This window comes from Myxococcaceae bacterium JPH2 (assembly GCA_016458225.1).
Classification (GTDB): Bacteria; Myxococcota; Myxococcia; order Myxococcales; family Myxococcaceae; genus Citreicoccus.
In genome coordinates this window covers 98244-122967 of the sequence record JAEMGR010000026.1, presented here as the reverse complement: position 1 = coordinate 122967, position 24724 = coordinate 98244, and the positions used below count along the sequence as shown (strand labels likewise).

The window sequence follows — 24724 nt, the reverse complement described above, 5'->3', positions numbered from 1 at the left end:
GCGGCTGCTGGGCTTCTCTTTGTGGAGGCGGCGGGAATCGAACCCGCGTCCGAAAGCCTTCCGTCCTTTGACCCTACGTGCGTAGTCCGCGATTTATTACGTCCCTGAGGCTCCCACGGACGGGATACTCAGAGCCGGTCCTGGAAAGGTCTCGCCACCTCGGGCCCAGGCACCCTCAGCAGCCAGCCCGCATTATGACGGTCCGTCCCAACCCCACGGGCCGAGAGCTGGGGGACCGCGCGCTAAGAGCTGGTTTTAGGCAGCCAGCGCGAGCTCAACGTTGTCGTTGGCTTTTGTGTTGTTGTCGGAGGTTTTACGAGCACCCAACAAGCTCGGCACGCGTCTCGAACTTCTATGCCCCCGTCGAAGCCAGGTCGCCCCCGGCATTCTCTGGTTACTGACATCCGTGCGGCTCCGACTTCGTCCGCACGCCTACTACCTTAACCGCTGAACCGGTCCGGTCAATCCCTTCCGCGTCCCCTTCGTCCATCCCCCGCCCACGACGCAACGCCGCACGACCGCCTTCTGACACTCGCTGAACATTCCCTCGCCTCCTGAAACACCCCGCAGCGTAGGTTCCACCGCGCCTGCCGGGCGGCCCACCGCATGCCCGGCCGAAAGGTCCGCGCATGACACGCCTCGTTGCCCTGCTGCTGCTCCTGCTGGCCCCGGCACTCCCTGCCGAGGCCCAGCAAGACACCTCCCGCTTCTTCCCCTACACCCTCAAGACGACCCGCCTGCCCAACGGCCTCACCGTGGTGCGCGTGCCGTTCAACTCGCCCGGCATCGTCGCGTACGCCACCGCCATGCGCGTGGGCTCGCGCAACGAGGTGGAGCCCGGCAAGACGGGCTTCGCGCACTTCTTCGAGCACATGATGTTCAAGGGCACGAAGTCCAACCCCGAGGGCCAGCGCGAGCGCGTCCTCGGCAGCTTCGGCTTCGACGACAACGCCTTCACGAGCGACGACATCACCGTCTACCACTCGTATGGGCCGACCGCGGGCCTGCCCCAGCTCATCGCGCTCGAGGCCGACCGCTTCCGCAACCTCGAGTACTCCGAGCCGTCCTTCCAGACCGAGGCGCTCGCCGTGCTCGGCGAGTACCACAAGAACGCCGCCAACCCCGGTCTCAAGATGGAAGAGGAGCTCTTCGGCACCGCCTTCACCCAGCACACGTACCGGCACACCACGCTCGGCTTCTACGACGACATCAAGGCCATGCCGAAGGAGTACGCCTACAGCCGCACCTTCTTCGAGCGCTGGTACACCCCCGACAACGCCCTCATCTTCATCGTCGGTGACTTCAACGACGATCAGGTCATGGCCGCCGTGCGCGAGAACTATGGCGCGTGGAACCGCAAGTCCACGCCCGTCACCATCCCCGCCGAGCCTCCGCAGAAGACGCAGCGCTCCGTCCACGTCGACTGGCCGCAGCCCACGCAGCCGCGCCATCAGCTCGGCTGGCACACGCCCGCGTCCAACCCCAACACGCCCGACGCCGCCATCCAGGCGATGCTCGCCGAGTACCTCGTGGGCAAGACGAGCCCCGCGTACAAGGAGCTCGTGCTCGACAAGCAGCTCGTCGAGTCCATCGACTCGCGCCCGTCGCCGCACCGCGACCCCACCCTCTTCATCCTCGACGCCACCCTCCAGGACGAGAAGCACCGCGCCGCCGTGGACGCCACGCTCCGGCGCGAGGTGAAGGCGCTCGCCTCCGGCAAGGTGGACGCCGCGCGCGTGAAGGCCATCCAGGACAACCTGCGCTACGGCAGCGTGATGAACCAGCAGACCGCGCAGGACGTGGCCATCGACCTGGCCGTGTACGCCGGCATCCTCGGCACGCCCGACGCGCTCGCCAGCTACCTGAAGCAGCTCTCTGTCGTGACTCCGAAGCAGCTCGTGGCCTTCGCGGGCAAGTACCTCGTGGACTCCAACCTCACCGTCCTCACCCTCACCCCCAAGGCCCCCGCCGGAGGGACGCCGTGATGAAGACATCCGCCATCGCATCCCTCTCGCTCACCACCCTCCTGTCCCTCGCGGGCTGCGCCACCACGCCCAAGGCCGCGCCCGAGGCGCCCGCCCCCACCGCGCCGCAAGCCGCGGCCGCGCCGGCCACGCCTCCGACGCTGCCCGCCGTGCCGCTGAAGGAGCCCAAGCCGATGGAGCTGGTGGTGCAGGCGCACCCGGACACGCCCATCGTCAGCCTGCGGCTCGTCTTCCACTCCGGCTCCGTGGACGACCCGAAGGGCAAGGAGGGCCTCACCGCCCTCACGGCGCAGCTGCTCGCCGAGGGCGGCACGCAGAAGCTCACCGCCGCGCAGCTCCTCGAAGTCCTCTACCCCATGGCCGCCGAGCTGGAGGTGCGCCCCGACAAGGAGTTCACCACCCTCACGGGCCGCGTCCACAAGGACTTCCTGCCACGCTTCCTCGACCTGTTCACCGACGTGCTGCTCGCGCCGCGCTTCGACCCCGCGGAGTTCGAGCGACTGCGCGCCAACGCGCTCAATGCCGTGCGCAACGGCCTGCGCAGCGAGAACGATGAGGCGCTCGGCAAGGTGGGCCTCGACTCGCTCCTGTACGCGCAGCACCCGTATGGGCACTACGTCGGTGGCACCGTGCAGGGCCTCCAGTCCCTCACCCTGGAGGACGTGAAGGCCCAGGCCCAGCGCGTCTTCACGCAGGACCGGCTCGTCATCGGGCTCGCGGGCGCGGTGGACGAGTCGCTCCAGCGCACCATCACCACGCGGCTCGGCGGACTGCCCGCCACGGGCGCGCCTCGCGTCGCCCTCCCGCCGGTGTCCACCGAGGGGGGCCGCGTGCTCATCCTCCAGAAGCCCGCGCTCTCCACCGCCGTCTCGATGGGCTCCGCCATCCCGCTGCGCCGGGGAGACCCGGACTTCTTCTCGGTGGCCTTCGCGATGTCGTATCTCGGCGAGCACCGCCAGTTCATCGGCGTGCTCTTCAACGAGCTTCGCGAGAAGCGGGGCCTCAACTACGGCGACTACACCTACGCCGAGCACTTCAGCGAGGACCCGGGCACGACGTACCACCGGCCCAACATCGCGCGCACGCAGCAGGACCTGACGCTGTGGCTGCGGCCCGTGGTGCCCGCCAACGCGCTGTTCGCCACGCGCGGCGCCATGTACTTCCTGCAGCGGCTCGTGACGCAGGACATTCCTCAGGACCGCTTCGACATCAGCCGCGGCTTCCTCCAGGGCTACACGCGCCTGTGGGAGCAGACGGATCAGCGCCGCCTCGGCTACGCCATCGACTCGCTCTACTACGGCACGCCGCACTTCCTGGAGCAGTACCGCGAGGCGCTGGCGAAGATGACGCCCGCGTCCGTGCACGCCGCCGTCAGCAAGTTCGTGCACCCGGAGGGGCTCAACTACGTCTTCGTCACCGAGGACGCGCAGGGACTCGCGCAGGCCCTGCGCTCGGGCCAGCCGTCGCCCATCACCTACGCCTCGCCCAAGGCCCCCGAGCTGCTCCAGCTCGACCAGACCCTCGTCTCCCTGCCGTTGCCCGTGCGTCCGGACGCCATCCGCGTCGTCCCGGTCGCCGAGTTCATGGAGAAGTGAGCGACACCTGAGCCCCGGGGGACGGAGTCCGCCTCCGTCCCCTGCGGGTTCAAGGGATTAGCGGAACCACGCGGGCTCGGCGCTCACCTGCGTGCCGCCCGTGAACATGCCGCGCGTGAAGAACTCGTTCTGGAAGAAGATGTACGGGTGGATCAGTTCCGGGCGGCTCGCGGCCTCCAGGCGCGCGGAGAGCTCGGGCGGAATCACCACGTCGAGCGCGTGCAGGTTCGCCTCGAGCTGCTCCAGGCGCGTGGCGCCGATGATGGTGGACGACACGCCCGGCCGGCGCGTCACCCACGCGAGCGCCACCTGCGCCACGGGCTTGTCCAGCTCACGAGCCACCTCGCGCAGCGTGTCCACGATGGCCCAGTTGCGCTCGGTGAAGAGCTTGGTGAAGCCCGGGTTGTTCGAGGACGACACGGAGGGCAGTCGCCCTTCGCCCTTCGCCTGCGTTCCCTCTCGCGTGTACTTGCCCGAGAGCAGGCCCGAGGCCAGCGGGCTCCACGGCGTCACGCCCGCGCCCAGCGCCAGGGCGGCGGGGATGTGCTCGCGCTCGATGTTGCGCTCGACCAGCGAGTACTCCAGCTGCAGCGCGGAGATGCGCTCCAGGCCCTCGCGCTCGGCCAGCGTCTGCGCGCGGGCGAAGTACCACGCCGGCACGTCCGAGAAGCCGATGTAGCGGACCTTGCCCTCGCGCACGAGCGCGGTGAGCGTGGACATCACCTCCTCCACCGGCGTCATGCCGTCCCACGCGTGCAGCCAGTAGAGGTCCACGTAGTCCGTCTGCAGGCGCTTCAGCGAGCCCTCCAGCGCGCGGTAGATGTTCTTGCGGCCGTTGCCGCCCGCGTTCGGGTCGCCCGGCGAGGTGTTCACCGTGAACTTCGTCGCGATGACGGCGTTGTCGCGGCCGCCCGCCTTCTTGAAGTAGTCGCCGATGAGCTGCTCGCTGGTGCCCTGCGTGTAGCCATCCGCGGTGTCGAGGAAGTTGCCGCCCGCCTCCAGGTAGCGAGCGAGGATTTGATGGGCCGTCTCCTTCGGGCTGCCCCAGCCCCACTCGGTGCCAAAGGTCATGGTGCCCAGGCACAGGGGGCTCACGCGCAGGCCGCTGCGGCCCAGCAGGTGGTAGCGGGACAGGGAGTCGATTCGGGAAGTCGTCGTCATTGAGGTGGTCCTTCGCAGCGGGTGATGCCGCATACAGTGGCGATCCCCGGCCTCGAAATGAAGGCGCGAAATCCGCGAGGACTTCTTAGAATCTCTTCACAATGGCCCTCACCCCGCTCAATGCCCTGGCCGTCTTCGTCACCGTCGCGCGGCGGAGCAGCTTCACGCAGGCCGCCCAGGAGCTGGGCGTGTCCTCGTCCGCGGTGAGCCAGTCCGTGCGGCAGCTCGAGGAGAAGGTCGGGCAGGCCCTGCTGGCTCGCACGACGCGGAGCGTGTCGCTGACGGAGGCCGGTCGTCGGCTGCTGGACGGCGCGGCCCCCGGACTCCAGGCCGCGCTGGCGGCGCTCGAGAACCTGGGCGCGGAGGCGAACGAGGTGGCGGGCACGCTGCGGCTGTCGGTGCCCACGCTGTCTCTTCCCATCGTGGTGGAGCCCGTGCTGCCCGCGTTCGTCGCCGCGCATCCGCATGTCCGCGTCGATGTGTCCGTGGAGGATCGCTTCGTGGACATCGTCGCGCAGGGGTTCGACGCGGGCGTGCGCCTGGCGGAGTCGGTGGACCAGGACATGGTCCACGTGCGGCTCACGCCTCCTTTCCGTTTCCTCATCGTCGGCTCGCCCGAGTACCTGCGACGCCACGGCACGCCCAAGTCCCCTCGGGACCTGGAGAAGCACGCGTGCCTGGGCTACCGCTCTCCGACCACGGGACTGCCGTACCACTGGGAGCTGGAGCGCGGCCGGCGCGAGCTGCGCGTTCCCGTGAAGGGGCCGCTCATCTCGGACAGCACGCAGTTCCTCGTCAACATGGCCGCCGCGGGCATGGGCCTCACCTATGTCGCGGAGCTGAGCGCCGGACCGTTGCTCCGGAGCGCCGCGGTGAGGCCCGTGCTGGAGGCGTGGGCCCCCTCCGTGCCTGGGCTGTTCCTCTACTTCCCGAATCGGGCTCGCGCGTCTCCGGCTTTGCGCGCGTTCATCGAGATGGCTCGACAGGTTCTTCCGCCCCCTTGAGTCCCGAGCCCGCACTGGAGAAATGGCGCAGGGCTGTATCCCGCGACTCTCGGAGGGGAAATCTTCCTCGCCCCAGGGGTGGGTGCTAAGAGCCCTCCTTATGCGAGGCCTCTACTCCGGGCGCCTTCTGTCGAGCCAGCGCAGCTCTCCGTTGCCCTTCCGGGCTGCGGTCCTGAGTCTGATGCTGGCGACGACAGCGGCCCACGCGGAGCAAAACCCGTTCTCGCGCGGCTTCGACGCCGTGCCCGTGAAGCCCACCGCCGCACAGCTCAGCGGCATCGCGCTGGAAGGCACGCGCACGCAGCCCACGGGAAGTTTCCGCGGCGCGCTGCTGCTCGACTTCAACTGGCGCATCCTGTCGCTCAAGCTGGGTGACGAGAAGCTGGGCAACCTGCTGCCGTACCGGCTGGATGCGCACCTGCTCTTCGCCTACCAGTTGCTGGAGCGACTCGAGCTGGGTGTGGACCTGCCCGTCACGCTGCTTCAGGGCGACCACTTCCAGTTGCTCCGCGACGCGCTGAACGCGCCGGACTTCCCGGGCGCGGCGGGCGTCAGCGCCACCACGCTGGGGGACATCCGGCTGTTGCCGCGCGTGAGCATCCTGGCGCCCGAGAGCTTCCCGGTGGGACTCGCGCTGGTGGCCGAGGTGCGCTTGCCCACCGGCAGCGCGGACAGCTTCACGGGTGAGCGCGGCGTCGTGTTCGCGCCCCGCGTGGCGCTTGAGCAGAAGCTGGGGCCCCTTCCCGTGCGGGTGTTGGGCAACGTGGGCGTGCTGCTGCGACCGAAGGCCCAGTACCTCAATTTGCTGGAGGATGATGAGTTGACGATGGGCGCGGGCGGCATCGTGGACCTGCCCGACCTGGGTCGCATGCATGACGTGCAGGCGCTCGCGGAGATGCACCTGCGGACTCCGCTCGTGCGTCCGTTCACGTTCAATCAGTCGGACTCGCTCAAGTCGCCGTGGGAGTTGCTGGTCGGTGCGCGCACGAAGATCTGGGGCAACTGGGGCCTGGAGTTGAACGTGGGCCGCGGCCTCAACGTCACCACGGGCTACGGCCGCGAGGCCCTGCGCGTGATGTTCGCGCTGCGCTACGACGAGGCGTTCCTCGACTCGGACGGCGACGGCATCCCCGACGTGCGCGACCGCTGCCCCACCGTGGCCGAGGACAAGGACGGCTTCCAGGACTCGGATGGCTGCCCGGATCCGGACAACGATGGAGATGGCATCGCGGACGGCCAGGACTCGTGCCCGGACCAGAAGGGCCTGGCGGATCGCAAGGGATGCCCGGTGGAGCCGGACAAGGACACCGACGGCGATGGCATCATCGATCGCCTGGACAAGTGCCCGACCAAGCCGGGTCCGAAGGATTACGACGGCTGCCCGGACACGGATCAGGACGAGGTCCCGGACGGCGAGGACGACTGTCCCGATGTGGCCGGCCCGCCCGAGAACAACGGCTGCCCGTTCGACTCGCCGCCCTACGTCATCGTCGAGTCCGACCGCATCCGCATCAAGGGCAACATCCTGTTCGAGACGGGCTCGGCCATCATCCAGAAGCAGTCGTATCCACTGCTCGATGAGGTGGCCACGGTGCTGCGCAAGAACCCCACGCTGGGGCCGGTGCAGATTGAAGGGCACACGGACAACCGAGGCTCGCGCGCGCTCAACGTCGACCTGTCGAACCGGCGCGCTCGCTCCGTGCTCGACTACCTGGCGGGCAAGGGTATCGATCGCAAGCGCATGACGTCGCGAGGCTTCGGCTTCGACAAGCCCATCGCGACCAACGACACGGCGCTCGGTCGCGCGAAGAACCGGCGCGTCGACTTCCGCCTCGTGAAGTCCGAGATCGAAACGGCACCGCGCGAGACGGTCATCCAGCCGGGGCAGACACCGCCCGCCACGGGCACCGACAAGTCCACGGCGCCGCAGCCGCCGACGGGCACGGACAAGAAGGCGCCGGCTCCGAGCACCGACAAGTCCTCGCCGCCGCAGCCGCCGACGAGCACGGACAAGAAGGCGCCGGCTCCGAGCACGGACAAGTCCACGGGGCCGCAGCCGTCGACGGGTACGGACAAGAAGGCACCTGCGACTCCCGGGAAGTAACCCGCGGCGAGGACAGATGTGAGCGCCACTTCGAGAACGGATCTCGCAGCGCCGTGCACCGCATCAACGCGTCCCGGGTGCAGCGCCCCAGCGGGGCATCGCGCTGAAACCCGCGAGGCGAGGACACTCGCGTGCTCAGCCGGCAAAGCTCATCTCAGGAGACGGGCGCGGCGCAGCGGAGCGCGCTCCCGGATTGAGCCACACTGCACTGCAGCGCGCTCCATGAGGGCTCGGAGCGCCGCCTCGGACAACCACCGGCGCTCCGCCAGCCTCCTCCTTGCTGAGAGGCGGGCGCATCGCGGCGAGCCTTCGTTGCGACTCGCCGCGACTCACTACTCCAGCGCGCGCTCGATGCGGCGTCGGAGCGCGTCCTCGGACAGCATGCCGCGCTGGGCGTCCGTCACCTTGCCGTCGCGATCGAGGAAGTAGAGCGTCGGCAGCGCGTTCACCTGGAACTCGGCCGCCAGCTCGTCCGGCGCGTACACGACATGCGGCGCCAACCCGGGCTGGAAGCGCCGCAGGAAGTAGTCCACCTCCTGCGCGGCGGTCGCGTCGTCATCGCGGTTCGCGGCGACGAAGACGAGCCCCTTCGACTCGTACTCCTTCGCCAGCTTCACCAGCGACGGCATCTCCTCGCGACACGGCGGGCACCACGTCGCCCAGAAGTCGAGCATCACCACCTTGCCGTGCAGGTCCGCCAGCGACAGCGTGCCGCCGTCATGCTTGCGCATCTGCAGGGTGGGCGCGGACGTGCCATCCGGCGCCAACCGAGCCCGCTGCGCTTCGCGGACCCCGAGGAAGGCCACCGCCGCCATCCCCAGCACCGCCACCACCGTCAGCACGGTCTTCACGGCGTCACCGCGACGGTCTGGCGGCTTCGCTTCCTCGGTCCCTGCATCTGTCACGCGCGTTCGCTCCTCGTGAGGCGGCGGTGCACCCGCACCAGCGCCCAGCGCACTCCTGCCCGCACACCGGGGCGGCGAACCACCCAGTCCGCCACGGACGGTCCAAATCGATAGTAGCCCCGGATGAACCCTCGACCGAGCCGGCTCTTCCGCAGCACCTCGTCACGGTACGCCCGGAACGCCAGCAGCTCCGGCGCGCCCGCTCCGAATGCCGCCGTCGCCACGAAGCACGACGACGCCGGGCTCACCCACATGAGCTTGCCGTTGGTGAGGTTCACCACGACCTTCAGCTCGCGCTGCTCCGTGTAGAGGAACGCGAGCAGGTCGCGCCGCGCCGCGGGGAACTCCTGCCCGCTCGCCTCCTCGAAGTCGATGCGCGTGGTGGCCCCTGTGCCCACCTCGTCCACCGTGAAGCGGTAGCGCTTGGAGCTGCTGCGCACCTCCACCTCGAGTCCGCGCAGCTCCCCGAAGTACGCCAGGAACGGCGTGCGACACACAGGGCAGATGAAGCGGTGGTAGGCGTGGCTCGCCAGGAATGCGTAGTCCCCCATCCGCTTGCAGCCCGTGTTGGGGCACACCAGCTTCACGCTCGCCTGCGGCGCGGGGCGCGGGTCGAACCGCGACTGGCCCGACTCCTTGTCGAACACCGGCGGCGGCCGCGACGGCTGCGTCACCATCTGCCGCGTGGGATGCGCCGAGCGCTCCAGGTCCTGCGCGCGCCGCCACGCCAGCTCGGCCGCCTCCAGGCGCCCGTCCGCCGTGTGCACCAACGCCTCGCCATGCGCGCGCAGTGCCTCGATGAGGCGATCCACCAGCGGAGACACCGCGGGCTCTCGCGCCACGGCCAACGCCTCGGCGAGCACGCGCTCCACGTCCGGCAGCAGCGCCTGCGCCGCCTTGCGCGAGGGATCCTCGGCACGGCGGTACACGGGCGGCTCCGGGATGCGAGCGAACAACGCCGAGGCCGAGGTCCGCACGCGCTCCAGCGCCACGGTCCCCGGGCCCACATTCATTCCCGCCGCCCGCTGTTGGGCGGCCCTGAAGAGTTCTTCCGGCTGCAAGGCCCCGGACATTAGGGGGCTGTCTCCGGCCTGTCAGCGACTCCCTGCCCCCCGGTCGGAAACTCGCCAACCCGCACCCGCTCCTGTATGACGAGGTAGGAGGATGTGAAACATGGGTGCCTTGAAGTTCATCGTCTGGACGGCGTGCGCGGTGGGACTGGGCGTCTTCCTGGCTCAAGGCCGCGTGGACGGACGCTCCCCGCTCGAGCACATGGAGCGCGCGTGGAAGCGCACCGTGAACCCCTCGACGATGGACAAGATGAAGGGCGGGCTCGAGGACGCCATCGACGACGCGAAGGATGCGGTCTCCACCCACAAGAAGGCCGAGCCCGCGGCGCCGCGTGAGCGCATCACCGCCGAGGATCGTGCGGCAATCAACCGCATCATCGCTCAGAAGAAGTAAGCAGCACGCCACTGGCCCCGCCTGGCCGCTTCCGCTCTTCCCCACCGCTCCTTAGCTTCGCGCTGTCGGTGGCTGGGTGGAGGCGGTATGGGCTGGACCCGAGTCAAGGGCCTCATCGGAGTGGCCGCGCTACTCGTCGCGGTGGGCGCGCCCGCGTGGGCTTCGCGCCCGCTGTGGGTGGAGGCCCCCCATCGCGCGCTGAATCGACAGCGCTCCATCATCAGCGACGTGGCGAGGCGGGCGATGCCGGCCGTGGTGTCCATCACCACACGCCAGGCCACCACCGAGTCCGTCGTGTCCGGTGAGGAGCCCCAGAAGGGCATCGGCTCGGGCTTCATCATCCACCCGGACGGATACATCCTCACCAGCGCGCACGTCGTGGAGGGCGCCACGGAGGTCCTCATCTCCGTGCTCGACACGCGGGGCTATCCCGAGGAGTTCCCCGCGCGCGTGGTGGGCGAGGATCCGCGCACGGACTGCGCGCTCCTGAAAATCTCCGCGCCCCGCAAGCTGCCCGTGCTGAAGCTCGCCTCCGCGTCGCACGTGCGCGTGGCTGATTGGATCGTCGTCATCGGCAACCCCTTCGGGCTGGCGCACTCGGTGACGGTGGGCGTGGTGAGCTACCTGGGCCGCACGGACGTGACGCCCAACGGCCGCGACGGCGACTTCGACTACATCCAGATGGACGCCTCCATCAACCCGGGCAACTCGGGGGGCCCGGTGCTGGACATCCACGGGGACGTGGTCGCGGTGGCCAACGCCGTCAACGTGGCGGGCCAGGGCATCGGCTTCGCCATCCCCATCGACATCGCCAAGACGGTGATTCCGCACCTGAAGGCCCGGGGGCGCATGCGCCGAGGTTGGCTGGGCATCAGTGTGCAGGACTACTCGCCCGAGGTGGCCGCCGCGTTCAACCTGCCCCAGGGGCGGGGCGTGGTGGTGACGGACGTCATCGAGGGGGGGCCCGGGGCCGCCGCCGGCCTGCGCGTGGGTGACGTCATCACTCGGCTGGACCGGCGCACCGTCTCACGCGCCCACACCATGCGCTGGCAGGTGGCCGCCCGAGGCGTGGGCCACCGCGTCCGGCTCCAGGTGCGCCGGCTGGGCCACCCGCTCCGGGTGCGCGTGAAGCTGGAGGAGATGCCGCCCGAGGAGCCCTCGCCCGCCCAGGCCATGGCGACGGCGCCGCCCGCGCCCCGCCGCCCTACGCGCTCCAGCTCCGTGCTGGAGGACCTGTTGTCCCCCGTCCCCCGGGCCCGCGCCTTCCATCCAGGCGGAGAGGCGTTCCGCGCCTCGCCCGACGACGCCGAGGATGATCCGCCCGAGCCCTGACGGACGGCCCGGTGAGGCGGCTCCTGGGCTGCCAGCCTCCTTGCGTTCCGGTTCCTCGGGCGATACACAGTGCGCCTTTTTCATACTCGGCGACGCGTCCCTCCGACGTGGCGCCGCGGGTCACGCGCAACGTTTCGCAGGAGAAGTGCACAATGGCTGAGGCCACCCAGACGACCAAGAAGCTCACCCACTGGCCGCGCACCGCCAAGGGCAGCGGCAAGAAGGCGTGCACCGTGGAGGGCTGCAAGCGCCCCTACCGCGCCAAGAGCTACTGCTTCTTCCACTTCAAGAAGTGGCGCCAGGGCGAGCTGCCCCACTCGCGCTACCGCGTCTGCTCCAAGGCGGAGTGCCGCACCAAGACGATGAAGGGCGGCCTGTGCGAGAAGCACTACAACGAGACGTACAAGAAGGAGGCGGCGGCCTAAATCAGGCCCCGTCGTTCCCGCGTCTCGCGGCGCCGGGACGTCCCCGCCTCAGCGGGCGGCGTCCCGGGCCACCGCGCGGCCCAGGTGCTTGAAGGCGTTGAGCCACAACTCCGCCTCGCGCTGGGTCAGCTTCGCTCGCATCAGACTCAGGTTCAGCTCGTTCAGCACGTGGTGCGGCGCCTCCGGGTTGAGGAAGTCCGCCTGCAGCAGCACCTCACGCATGCGCTGGCCCAACGCGTTCAACGTGCCCAGGCGCGCGCCCGGCTCGGGCGCCGGCTCCGCGGGCAGCTCCAACCCCTGACGGTGGCAGAGGTACATCAGCACCGCCGCGGACTGCGCCAGGTTCATGGACGGCTGCACATCACACGTGGGGATGGCGAGCACGTCCTCGCACTTGGACAGCTCCTCGTCCGACATGCCTCGCTGCTCGCCGCCGAAGACGAGCGCCACGCGTCCCCGCCGACTCTCCTCCGCCAGCCGCCGCACCGCCTCTTCGGGGGTCAGCGCCGACCGCCCCTCGAGTTGGGTGCGAGACGTGGTGCCCACCGCGTACACGCAGTCAGTGAGCGCCTCTGGCAGATCGCGCACCACGGTCATCGCCTCGAGCAAGTGCTCACTCTTCACGGCGAGCCGCTCGGCCCCGCGGAACGAGGTGATGACGGGATCGGACAAAATGAGCCGGGAGAAGCCGAAGTTGGCCATGACCCGGGCGACGGCACCCATGTTCTCGGGTGATCGCGTCTGATGAAGAACAACGGTCAGGTACTCACCCGGACGCATGCCTCCGAGTTTAGCTGGTGGCGCGTGGGAGTGATCGGTATATTCCTGCGAATGAGTCGCTGGGCCCCTGGCTTGCTCCTGTCGCTGTTCGTCCTCACCGCGTGTGGCGGCGCGGGCACTCCTGTGCGGCCCGCGATGAACGCCCGTCAAGCCCTGACCAGCGCACCGGAGGCGGTGGAGTTCGAGTCGCCCGGCACGCGCCTGGAGATGTTCCGCGACATCGCTCGCCAGTCGGAGGCGGAGGCCGGGCAGTCCGCGCAGGGCCTGGTGCTGTTCCCCATCAGTCAGGAAGGCGAGTTCGTGGCGGCGCCGGGCTTCGACGCGCGCACGGACCTGCTCCAGGCGCCGGACGCGGGCGGCTCGCTCCAGTTCGTCTTCGACGGCCGTGCGGGAGACCGCTGGTCCGAGGATCGCCGCGAGAGCCTGCAGGGCCTGTCCGAGCGGGAGTCAGCCGAGTTGGTGGCGCGCACGCTGCTTGCCCTCTGGGGCATCCACCCCGCGGGCGCCGTGCAGGTGGACCGAGCCCAGGGCGCGCCGTACGCGGTCGCTTACGTGGATGGCATCCTGCGTATCAATCCGTCTTTCCTCTACCTGGCTGCCGCCTACGGTCCCGCTTCCATGGCGACCGGCAACCAGTAGAGTCGCGCGCCTCCAGAACCGGGCCCATCTTCCTCTGGAAGAGACGGCCACGAGGCGCATCGACGTGAACACCTCCGCACTCCACGCGCAGCTCCAGCACACGCTTCGGCAGACGGACTTGCCGGCACTCGGCCAGCCGTACCGCGGCAAGGTCCGCGACACGTACCGCCGAGGCGATCAGCTCGTCCTGGTGACGAGCGATCGGCTCTCCGCGTTCGACCACGTGCTCACCTCCATCCCCTTCAAGGGCGAGGTGCTCAACCGACTGGCGGCGTTCTGGTTCGAGCGCACGAAGCACATCTGCCCCAACCACGTCCTCGACGTGCCGGACGCGAACGTCACGGTGGCCCGCGCCTGCGAGCCCTTCTCCGTGGAGGTCGTCGTGCGCGGCTACCTCACCGGCAGCCTGTGGCGCGACTACGAGAAGGGCACGCACACCGCCTACGGCCTGCCCATCCCCGCGGGGATGCGCAAGGACGAGGCGTTCCCCACGCCCATCCTCACGCCGTCCACCAAGGCCGAGTACGGCAAGCACGACGAGCCCATCTCCGAGAAGGAGATCCTCGCGCGCAACCTGGCCAGCGCCCGCGACTGGGCCCGCATCACCGAGGCGGCCCGGGGACTCTTCCTGGAGGGCCAGAAGTGGGCGCGCACCCGCGGCCTCATCCTCGTGGATACGAAGTACGAGTTCGGCAAGGTGGGCGACACGCTCTACGTCATCGACGAGATGCACACGCCCGACTCCAGCCGCTACTGGGTCGCGGACGAGTACGAGGCCCGCTTCGCGCGCGGCGAGGATCAGCGCATGCTGGACAAGGAGAACATCCGCCAGTGGCTCATCCGCGAGCGGAACTTCTCTGGCCACGGCCCGCTGCCGGCCATCCCGGATGACGTGCGCGTGGAGCTGGCCACCAAGTACGTGGCCGCCTACGAGCGCATCACTGGCACGTCGCTCACCCTGAACGTGGGCGACGTGCACGCGCGCATCGAGCAAAACCTGCGCGCGAAGGGCTACCTCTAGGCGCTCCGGCCGAACACGCGGCGGAAGATCTCATCCATCTGCCGCGTGTGGTAGCCCGGGGAGAAGCAGTCGCTGATCTCCTCGACGCTCATCATCTTGCGCAGGTCGGCGTCCGCGAGGAGCGCCTGGCGGAAGTCCACGCCCTCCTCGTACATCTTCATCGCGTTGCGCTGGACGATGACGTACGCGGCCTGCCGGTCCATGCCCTTGCGCGCCAGCTCCAGCAACAGCCGCTGCGAGTTCACCACGCCGCCGAGCAGGTCCAGGTTCTTCTGCATCTGCTCCGGGTAGACGCGCATGTTCTCCATGAGGCCCGCGAAGCGGTGCAGCATGAAGTCCATGAGGATGGTGGCGTCCGGCCCAATCACGCGCTCGACGGACGAGTGCGAGATGTCCCGCTCATGCCACAGCGCCACGTCTTCCATGGCGCTCACCGCGAAGCCGCGCAGCAGCCGCGCCAGTCCGGTGAGGTTCTCCGAGAGGATGGGGTTGCGCTTGTGCGGCATCGCGCTGGAGCCCTTCTGGCCCGGCGTGAACGCCTCCTCCGCCTCGCGCACTTCGGTGCGCTGCAGGTGGCGGATCTCCACCGCGAACTTCTCGATGCTCGACCCCAGCAGCGCCAGCGCGGTGAAGAACTCCGCGTGACGGTCGCGCTGGATGACCTGGCTGGAAGCGGGCGCGGGCTTCAGGCCCAGCTTCTGGCATGCGTGCGCCTCCACCGTCGGAGGCAGGTGCGCGAACGTGCCCACCGCGCCGGAAATCTTGCCCACCGCGATGGTGGCCCGCGCGTGCTGCAGGCGCTCGCGGCCGCGGCGCAGCTCGTCGTACCAGATGGCCAGCTTGTGCCCGAAGGTGATGGGCTCCGCGTGGATGCCGTGGCTGCGGCCCATCTGCAGCGTGTTCTTGTGCTCGAACGCGCGCTTCTCCACCGCCGCCATCACCCGGTCCACCCCCGTGAGGATGAGGTCCATGGCGTCGCGCATCGTCATGCCCAGCGACGTGTCCAGCACGTCCGAGGACGTCATGCCCAGGTGCAGCCAGCGCGCGCTGGGCCCCACCCGCTCCTCCATGAACGTCAGGAAGGCGATGACATCGTGCTTGGTGACCCGCTCGATCTCCTCGATGCGCGCCGCGTCCTCGGGGGTGAAGTCACCGGCGCGGGCCAGGCAGTCCGCCAGCGCCTCGCGCGGAGCCAGGCCCGCCTCCACCATGCCCTCCAGCGCGGCCAGCTCCACGTCCCGCCAACGGCGGTAACGGGCGACGTCGGACCAGAGAGAGGCCATCTCCTTGCGGCTGTATCGGGGAATCACTCGTAGACCTTCACGGCAAAGTCCTTGCGCGCCGCGAACCGGAGCAACTCCAGCGTGGCGTCACAGGACGGACCCAACTTCTTGACGGTGGTGAGGTTGATGGACAGGTCGAGCCCCTCGGGTGGCGCCACCGCCAGCGCTCCGGGATCGACCTTCTCATGGATGATGCGATTGGCCAGCCGTCCCGCTTGCTGACCGATGGCCAGGGGACTCGGAGACAGCGCCAGCATGGCGCCCTCCTTCACCTGGCTGGGTGTGAGCGCGATGAGCGGCACCCGCCGCGCGCCACAGAACGCGATGAGCGACTGGACGACGGACGCGTTGCCCACCGTCTTGTCCGCCACCATCAGCAGCCCGTCCACCTTGCCCGCCGCGCCCTCCAACACCTTGTCGACTCGCGCCTGCGAATCGACCTCGAGCGGGACGACGGTCATCCCCAGGGACGTGGCCGCCGCCTGCGCGCGCGTCACCGTGGCCGCCGAATAGCGCGGGTCATGCACGATGCCCACGCGGCGGGCCTGCGGCGCCGCGGCCTGGAGCGCGGTGAGTTCCGGAACGAAGTCACTGGTGAGCGAGATGCCGGTGAGGTTGGGGCCCTCCAGACCGTACTTCTCGTAGTACGGCACCATGGCGAAGAGGACTGGCACGTCCTCGCCCAGCGAGCGCCGGGCCGCGTTGGCCGCCAGCGGCCCCAGCGCCAGCACGAGCGCGGGCTTCTGCTGCGCCAGCTTCTTGAAGGCACGCGCCGCGGACGCGGCATTGTCCTCCAGCAGCACCTCCGAGACCTCGGCTCGCGCCTCGGACGAGAACCCCGCGACGAGCGACGCATACGGCGCCAGGTTCGCGGACTTCACCGCCACCACGAGCGGACGCGCCGGCCCGGAAGCCCCTTGCGCGAAGACCGCCACCGGCAGCAGTGCGACAAGGAACGCGAGGGCCCGTCGGCTCATGGGCCCACGCCCGCGCAGCATCGCAACCCGATCATGTCCGACTTCTCCTCGGGCACTCCGTTCTTTCGCGCGGAGCACCGCACGGCGTAGTCCGGCCCATCGAAGGAGCCGCCCTTCTGGGTGAAGCCCGCGTTCGCACCATGACGCGTGGCCGTCCACTCCGCCACGTTGCCGGACATGTCCGCAACGCCATATCCCGACCTGCACTGCTTGAACTGTCCAGAGGGCGCCAGAGCGCGGTCCTTCTTGGCCTTGTCCTCGGTGTTGCAGGCGTCCGGGTTGAAGGTCGAGCCGTTGTCGGTGCGGTACGGGAAGCGCGAGTTCCCGGGGCCCTTGCACGCCTTCTCCCACTCCTCCTCCGTGCAAAGCCGCTTGCCCTCGCTCTCGCACAGCGACTTCGCCTCTTCCCAGCTCACCTGCACGTGGGGAGGCTCACCAGCGCGGTTGGGGTATTCGTATTCATCCACGCAGAAGGACGCCACCTGCACGTTCTGGAGCGGCCGCTCGTCGACAAACGCGAGCTTGTCGTCGGGCGGGGTCCCCATCTTGAACGTCCCGCCGCTCACCCACTTCATCCCCACCGGGCACCGCTCCGAGGGCACCACCGCCACCGGCACGCCACCCGCCGGCTCTCCCGTCGCGGTGGGCGCGGGCCGCGCGGGCACCGCCGGCCCAGGCCCCACGGACGCGGCCTCGACCTGCTGCGCTCGGCGATGCAGCACGAGCCAGCCACCGCCCGCGCCCAGACCCACGCCCGCGCCGCCGAGGATGACGAGCCACATGATGGCCCGCGAGCGCGCACGAGCCGCCCGTGCCACCTGGGCCATGCGCAGCGCGCCCGTGGAACCCGGTGGCAGCTTGGGCGCCGAACGGGCCCCGGACATCGTCGGCGACAAATCCATGTTGCGCGGCGCCGTGCGCATGCCCGAGGTCGCGGGAGAAGACTCCGCGCGGGGCGACGCCCGCGAAGCGCTCTGCATCGTGTCCAACGTACGCGCGGGGCCCCGAGGAACCGAGCGCATGTCCTGCAACGTGGCCACGTCCCCGGGACGAGGCTGCGGCGGACGCGCTGGCTCCGGAGCCGCACGGGCCGCCTGGCGTCCATCGGGCAGCGGCTCCGCTCGCGGCGAAGACCGCCCGTCGGATGCGGACTCAGGCCGAGCGGACGGACGCGCTTCCAGCGACGGCGAGGAACGACCGTCGAGTGCGGACTCGCCTCGCGGCGCGGGGCGCGCGTCGGGCGCTGGGGCCGCTCGCGGCGCGGAGCGCGGATCCGGCGCGGGCTCGGAGCGAGCCGCCGAGCGAGCCTCCTGCAACGGCTCGGCTCGCGGAGAGGACCGCGCGTCGAAGTCCCCCTGCCGTGCGGAGCGAGCGTCGAGCGTGGGCTCCGCGGAAGCGCGCGCCACGGAGTGCAGGTCCTGCAGCGTGGCGGCCGGAGATGCGTCGCCCCCGAGGCCCTTCGACTTCGACTGGGCGTTGAGGATCATCGCCAGCGTCGCCGCATCGAGCGGCTGCGTGGCATCCGGAGGCGGCTCTTCCTCCTCCATCGCCGGAGGTGGAGCGGGCACGCGCGGCGCGGCGACCGGGAACGGCTCACTGCTCTCCATCGACGGCAACAGGCCCGTGGGCACGGGCGGCGGCAGGCGGCTGGCGGCGCGGGCGGCAGCGGCCTGCGCCAGCGACTCGGCGCTCGGCACGGCGCGCACGCGGGTCGCGGCGCCGGGCGAGCGCTGCATCACGTTGACGAACTCGGCGTGGAACTCGCCCGCCGTCTTGGGCCGCGCCAGCGGATTGCCGTTGAGGGCGCGGCGATAGAGCGCCTCGAAGTGCGGCGGCAAATCCGGGTGCTTCACCAGCAGCTCCGGGATGCTCCCGTCCGGCACCAGCCCGGTGATCATCTCGCCCACGATGACGCCGAGCGAGTACACGTCCATGCGCGTGTCCAGCTCACCGCCGTTCATGTACTCGGGCGCGATGTAGATGTCCGCGCGGTGCCCCTTCTGCGCCTGCGAGAAGGGCAGGTGCGGCACGGCCAACCCCAGGCCGTAGTCCGTCACCTTCACCATGTCCGGCAGGACGAGGACGTTCTCCGGCTTCAGGTCCGAGTGCGGCCCGAAGCGGTGCGCCCCATCCAGCGCCGCCGCCATCTGCGCGAGCAGCGGCTCCACTTCCTTCATCGAGAAGAGGTGCCCGCGCTGCGCGCGCTGCTCCATCATCCGACGAAGGGTGGTGCCCTCCAGCAACTGCATGGTGAAGAACGGCCGGTCCCCATCCAGGCCCTCTTCGTAGACGCGCGCGAGGTTGGGGTGGTTGAGCTTCTTGCCCACGCGCAGCGACAGCGAGAACTGCGTGCGCTCCTCGGGCTGCTGCACCAGCCGTGACTGGATGGCCTTGAGCGCCACCTCCACGTCAATCGCCTGGTCCTGCGCGCGGAACACGAAGCCCAAAGGCCCCGAGCCCACCAGCTCCTGGATGGCGTAACGGCCGGCGACGACGTCTCCCGGCTTGTAGGGCGCGCTGTCCCCTCCCCGCTTGCGCGCGACGCCAGCGGCCTGGCGCGCGGCGGCGTCGGACTTGAGGCCGCAAGTGGGACACGTGTCGGACGTCTCGGGGACGTGACTGCCGCAGCGGTAGCAGAGCAAAGGGGTCGGACTCCAGGGCCAGGCGGGCCGCCTCTGCGGACGGCCAGAACCTCATATTCTGCACGCTCCCCCGCCATCAAGGAACGACGTTGCGACGCAGGTCGTCAGAGCCCCGTGGAGCCGAACCCGTTCCCCCCCCGCTCCGTGGCGTCCAGGACCTCCACCTCGCGCAGCGCCACCTGGGTAACGGGCGCCACCACCAGCTGGGCCACCCGGTCGCCCCGGCGCACCGTGAAAGCCTCTTGGGACAGGTTCACCAGGATGACCTGCACCTCGCCGCGGTAGTCGGCGTCCACCGTCCCAGGGGAGTTGAGCAGGGTGATGCCATGGCGCAACGCCAGCCCGGAGCGCGGCCGGACCTGCCCCTCGAACCCGGGCGGGAGGGCGAGCGCCAGCCCGGTGGGGACCACCTTCCGCTCCAGCGGCCCCAGCACCAGCTCGCCCTCGATGTCCGCCCGCAGGTCGAGCCCCGCGGCCTGCGCCGACTCGTAGCGTGGCAGGGGCAGTGGGTCCGTGTGCGCTCGGACGCGGCGCACCTTCAACGTGAGGGGGGAAGACATGGGCGCGCACTACCACGGGCGCCATCCTGGCTCCACCCGCGAGGTCGTCCGCGACCGGAATCACGGGACCTCACAGCTCCGTGCCGCCCCCCGCCACGCGCACATGGGTCCGGAAGCGCAGGGGGTCCACCGGCTGCGCGGCCAGCTCCAGTTGGTAATGCAGATGAGGCCCCGTGGAGCGCCCCGTGCTGCCGGAGTGAGCAATCACCTGCCCTCGCTCGATGCGCTCGCCCACCCGGACGAGCAGCTCCGAGTTGTGACAGTACGCCGTCGTCACGCCCCGCCCATGGTCCACCACGAGCACGCGGCCGTTCACCGCGTCCTCGCTCGCCCGGCGGACCACGCCCGCAGCCACCGCCACCACCGAGGTGCCCGAGCGCACGCCCAGGTCCACTCCGGTGTGCAGCTTGCGAGTGCCCAGCACGGGGTGGACGCGATAGCCGAAGGGACTCGTCACCGGAGTCCCCTCCGGCACGGGCCACGCCAGCGCGAAGGCCGTGGCGAGCGCCAGCGCCCGAGCAGCCCCCGTGGACGCGCTCTCGAACCCAGGTGGGAGCTGCCGAGAGAGGCGCTCCAGCGTCGGCGACTGCCCCTCCGCGCGCACCCGCTCCACCGCGTAGCGCGCGGGCGCGGCCCCCGCGAAGGCCGCCGTCAGCCGAGCCTCCTCGTCGGGAAAGTCCGCCGCCAACGCCGCGAGCAGCCTCCGCGCGGCGCCAGGCCCTTCCCGAGCATCGAGCAGCAGCGAGGGCGAGAGCCCCAGCACCTGGGCTGCCCCGAGGGCACGCTCCCGGGCACGCGGATCCATCCCCACGAGCGACAGGTGAACACCCCACGCCAGGGCCTCGTCATCCGACAACGGGTGCGCGAGCGCGCCCTCGGGAGCCCCCACCACGGTGGGGCTGTCGGAGTCCGCGCCGCCGTCGTAGTACGCGAGCAGCGGCCGAGCCGAAGTGGGGACCCCCAGCGCCCAGGCCCCCGCTCGCCGAGCCAGCGCGCCCGCGGGCGTGTGGTGGTACGCGGCCCAGATGCAGAGCGCGGCCATCGCGAAGTCCAGCAGTCCCTTCGAGCGTCGCAGGAACATGGCCCCTCGTCACCGCAGGAAGGACAGCACGGGCGAGGCATCCACCACGGCCGCGATCGCCAAGGGAACCACGAGCGCGCATCCCAAGAGGCCCCGCGTCCACGCGCGCCGGCCCGACTCCGCCGCACAGACCGCATCCGCATGCTGGAGGTTGCGCAGCACCGCGCGCCAGCCCAGCGAAGCCAACACGCCCCCCAGCGCCCCGAGCGCGAGCCCTCGCGCGGCCACGTGCGCCGCCCCATCGCCCATCAGCTCGCGCCACGACAGGTACACCGTTCCCTGAACGAGCCGCGCCACCGCGCACGCCCCCGCCAGCGCCACCGCCGCCGTGGCCAGCGGGCGGATCCACCGCATGGGCGTGGGCTGGCGAAGGCAGCGCGTCCACAGGGCCCGCCACGAGGGCGAATCCTCCTGCCCCAGGGCCGCGCGCCACGCCTCGGCCCCTGTCGCCGGAGCGCGCTCGCGATAGCCCAGCGCGGGCAGCGCCAGCATCAGGTCCGCGGACAGCTCCCACGCCAGCGCCAACGCGCGAGCAATGCGCGTGCGCCGCGCCAGCGACACCCAGTCGACCAGGAACGCGGTGGCATCCCACCGGCCCACGAAGTGGTCGAACGCCGCGTCGGCCCGATCCACCGCCCACAGCAGTCGGTCATCCAGCGTGTTCGCCGCCGCGTGCACGCCCACCGCCACCAGCGCCAGCAGCCCCAGGGGCATGAACACCCAGCGCAGGCCTCCCAGCAGCCGCGACACATCGCTCAAGAAGCTGGTGGGCCGCGCGGAGGCGGCGGGAGGTCGAGGCGACACGAAGGCCCTCCAAGATGGCGCGCTCGCATCTACGCACGAGCCCCCATCACCGGTCTAAGCGCGGACCTTCGGAAAAGAAAACGCCCCTTCCCGCATCGTGGCGGAAAGGGGCGAAGTCACCGCGCGAAAGCGAGAGGCTTAGGCCTTCGCGTCCGGCTGCGTGGCCGCGGGGGCGGCGGCAACGGCCTCGGCGCCCTGCTGCTGCGTGGCAGCGCGCTCGGCCATGGCCTCCTTGCGCGACAGACGAATCTTGCCCGTCTTGTCGATGCTGACGACCTTCACCAGCACCTCGTCGCCCTCCTTCAGCACGTCGGACACGCTCTTGACGCGCTTGTCGGACAGCTCGGAGATGTGGATGAGGCCGTCGGTGCCCGGGAACAACTCCACGAAGGCGCCGAACTCGGCGATCTTCCGCACCGTGCCCGTGTAGATCTTCCCGATCTCCGCCTCGCGCGTGAGCGCCTGGATCATCGCGATGGCCGCCTTCACGGAATCGCCGTTGGCGCTCGCGATGTCCACCCGGCCGCTGTCCTCGATGTTAATCGCGGCACCCGTGCGGGCGATGATGTCCTTGATGACCTTGCCGCCCGGCCCGATGACGTTCTTGATGAACTCGGGACGAATCTGGATGGTCGTGATGCGCGGCGCGTACTGGCTGATCTCCTTGCGCGGCACCGCCAGCGTCTTGAGCATCTCGCCCAGGATGTGGATGCGGCCCTGGCGCGCCTGCTCCAGCGCGCGGCTCATGATCTCCGTGGTGAGGCCGGTGATCTTGATGTCCATCTGGATGGACGTGATGCCCTTCGTGGTGCCACAGACCTTGAAGTCCATGTCGCCCAGGTGGTCCTCGTCACCGAGGATGTCCGACAGGATGGCGACCTTCTCGCCCTCCTTCACCAGACCCATGGCGATGCCGGCCACCGGCGACTTGATGGGGACGCCCGCGTCCATCAGCGCCAGCGTGCCACCGCACACCGAGGCCATGGACGAGGAGCCGTTGGACTCGAGGATGTCCGACACGAGGCGAACCGTGTAGGGGAACGACTCGCTCTTCGGGACCATGTTGCGCAGCGCGCGCTCCGCCAGGGCGCCGTGGCCAATCTCACGCCGGCCCGGGCCGCGCAGCGGCTTGGTCTCGTTCACGCTGAACGGCGGGAAGTTGTAGTGCAGCATGAAGCGCTTGAACGCCATGCCGCTCAGCAGCTCCAACCGCTGCTCGTCCTCGCTGGTGCCGAGCGTGGCCACCACGAGCGCCTGCGTCTCGCCACGGGTGAACACCGCGCTGCCGTGGGTGCGCGGGAGCACGCCCACTTCACAGGTGATGGAGCGCACCACGTCGTGACCGCGGCCACCGATGCGGCCACCGTTCACGGTGAGCTCGCGCATGTGCTCGTACTTCAGGTCCTCGACCACCGACTTGGCGTGCTTCTCGACGAGCGGCGTGAAGGCGTCGCCCATCTGCTCCTTCAGCTTGGCGACGGTCTCCTTCTTCGCCTTGCCCAGCGCCTCGTAGCGCGCGCCCTTCTCGTTCACCGAGTAGCCGGCCTTGATGCCGTCCATCGCCAGCTCGCGCACCTTGGCGCGCAGGGCGTCATCCACCGCCGCGCCCTTGTCGAACGCGCGCACCGTCTTCTTCAGCTCGCGGCGCAGCTCGTCCTGCAGGTCCAGCGCGGGCTGGGCCGACTTGAAGCCGAACTCGAGCGCGGCCACCATGTCCGCCTCGCTGACCTCCTCGGCGCCACCCTCCACCATGACGATGGCCTCGCGGCTGACGGCCATCACCAGGTCCAGGTCGCTCTGCTCACGCTGCTTCAGCGTGGGGTTGGCGACGAGCTGACCCGCCACGCGGCCCACGCGGATGCCCGCGATGGGACCGTTGAACGGGATGTCCGACACCCACAGCGCCGCGGACGCGCCGGTGATGCCGTGGATGTCGCCCTCGTTCTCCGGATCCGCGGAGATGACGCTCGCGATGACCTGCGTCTCGTACGCGTACCCATCCGGGAACAGCGGGCGGCACGAGCGGTCCACCAGACGGCTGGCCAGCGTCTCCTTCTCCGTGAGCCGACCCTCGCGCTTGAAGTAGCTGCCGGGGATGCGGCCCGCCGAGTACAGCTTCTCCTGGTACTCCACGGTGAGCGGGAGGAAGTCGACGTCCTTCTTCTCGCGCGCGCTCACCGCCGTGACGAGCAGCATGGTGTCGCCATAGCGAACCACCACGGCGCCGTCGGCCTGCTTGGCCAGACGACCCACCTCGATGCTCAGCTCGCTCTCGCCAATCTTGACGCTCTTCTTCAGCATGTCCTTCACGCCTCTGTGTCCTGCTGGGGGCGAAGACCCGCGCCAGACACGGCCACCCCATGGTGGGGCCGGGCCGCCCGGAAGGGGCCTTCATGGATTGAGCGGTCGCCAGGGCCTGGGACAGGCGCATGACAGGCAACCGCGGCCTGTACTGCGAAGGGCTCCGTTGCGGAGCGCCGGAGGGATGTCGCGGAACTCTTGATCCCTGATCGCACCCGCCCACCCAAGACTTCAGGTCGGCCGGTCCGAACGGAAACCAAAAACCCCGCCGGCACCACTCCCTTGCCCGCCCCTCACCCTCGTGCTGCGACGTCTACTTCCTCTTCAAAACGCGCGGGGCGCTGGTGTGTGCCAGCGCCCCGGGTGCTTCAAGTGCTTACTTGCGGATGCCGAGGCCCTCGATGAGCTTCTTGTATCGGGCCACATCCTTCGTCTTCAGGTAGTCCAGCAACCGGCGGCGCTGGCCCACCAGCTTCAGCAGACCGCGCCGAGAGTGGTGGTCCTTCTTGTGGGTCTTGAAGTGCTCGGTGAGCATGTTGATGCGCTCGGACAGCAGCGCCACCTGCACCTCGGGAGAGCCCGTGTCCGTCTCGTGGGTACGGAACTTCGACACCAGCTCGGTCTTGCGCTCGTGATGCAACGACATGGACTTCAACCTCGT

Annotated in this window: 21 protein-coding genes and 1 other RNA gene; 9 read left to right on the top strand and 13 right to left on the bottom strand. The window is 69.8% G+C overall.

The window, feature by feature from the left end:
• Positions 1-19: 19 nt before the first annotated feature.
• Positions 20-382: a transfer-messenger RNA gene (gene ssrA, locus JGU66_29050) on the bottom strand.
• A gap of 247 nt (positions 383-629) precedes the next feature.
• Between ssrA and JGU66_29045 the strand changes: the two genes are divergently transcribed.
• Complete coding sequence (locus JGU66_29045; GenBank protein MBJ6764833.1) at positions 630-1985, top strand: insulinase family protein; 1356 nt, start codon at positions 630-632, stop codon at positions 1983-1985.
• A complete protein-coding gene (locus tag JGU66_29040; protein ID MBJ6764832.1) occupies positions 1985-3580 on the top strand; it encodes an insulinase family protein in 1596 nt (531 codons plus the stop codon). The genes JGU66_29045 and JGU66_29040 overlap by 1 nt, the downstream gene beginning before the upstream one ends.
• Positions 3581-3637: 57 nt before the next feature.
• On the opposite strand, the gene JGU66_29035 is transcribed toward JGU66_29040, so the two are convergent.
• A complete protein-coding gene (locus JGU66_29035) occupies positions 3638-4741 on the bottom strand; it encodes an aldo/keto reductase (protein ID MBJ6764831.1) in 1104 nt (367 codons plus the stop codon).
• A 101-nt stretch (positions 4742-4842) separates the two neighbouring features.
• On the opposite strand from JGU66_29035, the gene JGU66_29030 reads away from it, so the two are divergent.
• On the top strand, positions 4843-5745 hold the full coding sequence (locus JGU66_29030) for a LysR family transcriptional regulator (GenBank protein ID MBJ6764830.1): 903 nt from the start codon (positions 4843-4845) through the stop codon (positions 5743-5745).
• Positions 5746-5926: 181 nt separating this feature from the next.
• A complete protein-coding gene (locus JGU66_29025; GenBank protein ID MBJ6764829.1) occupies positions 5927-7849 on the top strand; it encodes an OmpA family protein in 1923 nt (640 codons plus the stop codon).
• A gap of 332 nt (positions 7850-8181) precedes the next feature.
• Here the strand turns inward: JGU66_29025 and JGU66_29020 are convergent, their stop codons facing one another.
• On the bottom strand, positions 8182-8664 hold the full coding sequence (locus tag JGU66_29020; protein ID MBJ6764828.1) for a TlpA family protein disulfide reductase: 483 nt from the start codon (positions 8662-8664) through the stop codon (positions 8182-8184).
• Positions 8665-8750: 86 nt separating this feature from the next.
• Complete coding sequence (locus tag JGU66_29015) at positions 8751-9827, bottom strand: hypothetical protein (GenBank protein ID MBJ6764827.1); 1077 nt, start codon at positions 9825-9827, stop codon at positions 8751-8753.
• Positions 9828-9927: 100 nt separating this feature from the next.
• Between JGU66_29015 and JGU66_29010 the strand changes: the two genes are divergently transcribed.
• The 3 genes from JGU66_29010 (at position 9928) to JGU66_29000 (ending at position 11975) form a co-directional block, all read left to right on the top strand.
• On the top strand, positions 9928-10218 hold the full coding sequence (locus JGU66_29010; protein ID MBJ6764826.1) for a hypothetical protein: 291 nt from the start codon (positions 9928-9930) through the stop codon (positions 10216-10218).
• 87 nt (positions 10219-10305) lie between these two features.
• The gene (locus JGU66_29005) at positions 10306-11550 is read left to right on the top strand and encodes a trypsin-like peptidase domain-containing protein (GenBank protein MBJ6764825.1); all 1245 of its coding nucleotides are present in this window, start codon (positions 10306-10308) and stop codon (positions 11548-11550) included.
• A gap of 152 nt (positions 11551-11702) precedes the next feature.
• On the top strand, positions 11703-11975 hold the full coding sequence (locus JGU66_29000) for a vegetative protein (GenBank protein ID MBJ6764824.1): 273 nt from the start codon (positions 11703-11705) through the stop codon (positions 11973-11975).
• Between the two features lie 48 nt (positions 11976-12023).
• Here the strand turns inward: JGU66_29000 and JGU66_28995 are convergent, their stop codons facing one another.
• The gene (locus JGU66_28995) at positions 12024-12755 is read right to left on the bottom strand and encodes an RNA methyltransferase (GenBank protein ID MBJ6764823.1); all 732 of its coding nucleotides are present in this window, start codon (positions 12753-12755) and stop codon (positions 12024-12026) included.
• Positions 12756-12806: 51 nt separating this feature from the next.
• Here JGU66_28995 and JGU66_28990 point away from each other — a divergent pair, with 51 nt between their 5' ends.
• Together JGU66_28990 and JGU66_28985 are read left to right on the top strand one after the other, a co-directional pair.
• Entirely contained in the window at positions 12807-13394 is a 588-nt protein-coding gene (locus JGU66_28990) for a hypothetical protein (GenBank protein ID MBJ6764822.1), read from the top strand.
• A gap of 64 nt (positions 13395-13458) precedes the next feature.
• Positions 13459-14415: a phosphoribosylaminoimidazolesuccinocarboxamide synthase gene (locus tag JGU66_28985; GenBank protein ID MBJ6764821.1), complete on the top strand. Its 957-nt coding sequence runs from the start codon at positions 13459-13461 to the stop codon at positions 14413-14415.
• Here the strand turns inward: JGU66_28985 and JGU66_28980 are convergent.
• From JGU66_28980 to rpsO, 8 genes are all read right to left on the bottom strand, one after another.
• Positions 14412-15725: an adenylosuccinate lyase gene (locus JGU66_28980; GenBank protein ID MBJ6764820.1), complete on the bottom strand. Its 1314-nt coding sequence runs from the start codon at positions 15723-15725 to the stop codon at positions 14412-14414. The two genes, JGU66_28985 and JGU66_28980, sit on opposite strands and share 4 nt — an antisense overlap.
• Positions 15722-16675, bottom strand: a complete 954-nt coding sequence (locus tag JGU66_28975; GenBank protein ID MBJ6764819.1) for an ABC transporter substrate-binding protein — start codon at positions 16673-16675, stop codon at positions 15722-15724. The genes JGU66_28980 and JGU66_28975 overlap by 4 nt, the downstream gene beginning before the upstream one ends.
• Complete coding sequence (locus tag JGU66_28970; protein ID MBJ6764818.1) at positions 16672-19317, bottom strand: SUMF1/EgtB/PvdO family nonheme iron enzyme; 2646 nt, start codon at positions 19315-19317, stop codon at positions 16672-16674. The genes JGU66_28975 and JGU66_28970 overlap by 4 nt, the downstream gene beginning before the upstream one ends.
• Before the next feature lie 104 nt (positions 19318-19421).
• Complete coding sequence (gene dut / locus JGU66_28965; protein MBJ6764817.1) at positions 19422-19877, bottom strand: dUTP diphosphatase; 456 nt, start codon at positions 19875-19877, stop codon at positions 19422-19424.
• A gap of 70 nt (positions 19878-19947) precedes the next feature.
• Complete coding sequence (locus tag JGU66_28960) at positions 19948-20958, bottom strand: M23 family metallopeptidase (protein MBJ6764816.1); 1011 nt, start codon at positions 20956-20958, stop codon at positions 19948-19950.
• Between the two features lie 9 nt (positions 20959-20967).
• Complete coding sequence (locus JGU66_28955) at positions 20968-21762, bottom strand: hypothetical protein (protein MBJ6764815.1); 795 nt, start codon at positions 21760-21762, stop codon at positions 20968-20970.
• Between the two features lie 138 nt (positions 21763-21900).
• Entirely contained in the window at positions 21901-24063 is a 2163-nt protein-coding gene (gene pnp / locus JGU66_28950; GenBank protein ID MBJ6764814.1) for a polyribonucleotide nucleotidyltransferase, read from the bottom strand.
• Between the two features lie 376 nt (positions 24064-24439).
• A complete protein-coding gene (gene rpsO, locus JGU66_28945; protein ID MBJ6764813.1) occupies positions 24440-24709 on the bottom strand; it encodes a 30S ribosomal protein S15 in 270 nt (89 codons plus the stop codon).
• Between the last annotated feature and the right edge of the window lie 15 nt (positions 24710-24724).

Excerpts from the sequence above, each read along its gene's own strand:
- JGU66_29040 (MBJ6764832.1), top strand. The coding sequence starts at position 1,985 with ATGAAGACATCCGCCATCGCATCCCTCTCGCTCACCACCCTCCTGTCC.
- JGU66_29005 (MBJ6764825.1), top strand. The coding sequence starts at position 10,306 with ATGGGCTGGACCCGAGTCAAGGGCCTCATCGGAGTGGCCGCGCTACTC.
- JGU66_28990 (MBJ6764822.1), top strand. The coding sequence starts at position 12,807 with ATGAGTCGCTGGGCCCCTGGCTTGCTCCTGTCGCTGTTCGTCCTCACC.
- pnp (MBJ6764814.1), bottom strand. The coding sequence starts at position 24,063 with ATGCTGAAGAAGAGCGTCAAGATTGGCGAGAGCGAGCTGAGCATCGAG.
- JGU66_28995 (MBJ6764823.1), bottom strand. The coding sequence starts at position 12,755 with ATGCGTCCGGGTGAGTACCTGACCGTTGTTCTTCATCAGACGCGATCA.
- JGU66_29020 (MBJ6764828.1), bottom strand. The coding sequence starts at position 8,664 with ATGGCGGCGGTGGCCTTCCTCGGGGTCCGCGAAGCGCAGCGGGCTCGG.
- rpsO (MBJ6764813.1), bottom strand. The coding sequence starts at position 24,709 with ATGTCGTTGCATCACGAGCGCAAGACCGAGCTGGTGTCGAAGTTCCGT.
- JGU66_29045 (MBJ6764833.1), top strand. The coding sequence starts at position 630 with ATGACACGCCTCGTTGCCCTGCTGCTGCTCCTGCTGGCCCCGGCACTC.
- JGU66_29030 (MBJ6764830.1), top strand. The coding sequence starts at position 4,843 with ATGGCCCTCACCCCGCTCAATGCCCTGGCCGTCTTCGTCACCGTCGCG.
- dut (MBJ6764817.1), bottom strand. The coding sequence starts at position 19,877 with ATGTCTTCCCCCCTCACGTTGAAGGTGCGCCGCGTCCGAGCGCACACG.
- JGU66_28975 (MBJ6764819.1), bottom strand. The coding sequence starts at position 16,675 with ATGAGCCGACGGGCCCTCGCGTTCCTTGTCGCACTGCTGCCGGTGGCG.
- JGU66_29025 (MBJ6764829.1), top strand. The coding sequence starts at position 5,927 with ATGCTGGCGACGACAGCGGCCCACGCGGAGCAAAACCCGTTCTCGCGC.
- JGU66_29015 (MBJ6764827.1), bottom strand. The coding sequence starts at position 9,827 with ATGTCCGGGGCCTTGCAGCCGGAAGAACTCTTCAGGGCCGCCCAACAG.
- JGU66_29035 (MBJ6764831.1), bottom strand. The coding sequence starts at position 4,741 with ATGACGACGACTTCCCGAATCGACTCCCTGTCCCGCTACCACCTGCTG.
- JGU66_28960 (MBJ6764816.1), bottom strand. The coding sequence starts at position 20,958 with ATGTTCCTGCGACGCTCGAAGGGACTGCTGGACTTCGCGATGGCCGCG.
- JGU66_29010 (MBJ6764826.1), top strand. The coding sequence starts at position 9,928 with ATGGGTGCCTTGAAGTTCATCGTCTGGACGGCGTGCGCGGTGGGACTG.
- JGU66_29000 (MBJ6764824.1), top strand. The coding sequence starts at position 11,703 with ATGGCTGAGGCCACCCAGACGACCAAGAAGCTCACCCACTGGCCGCGC.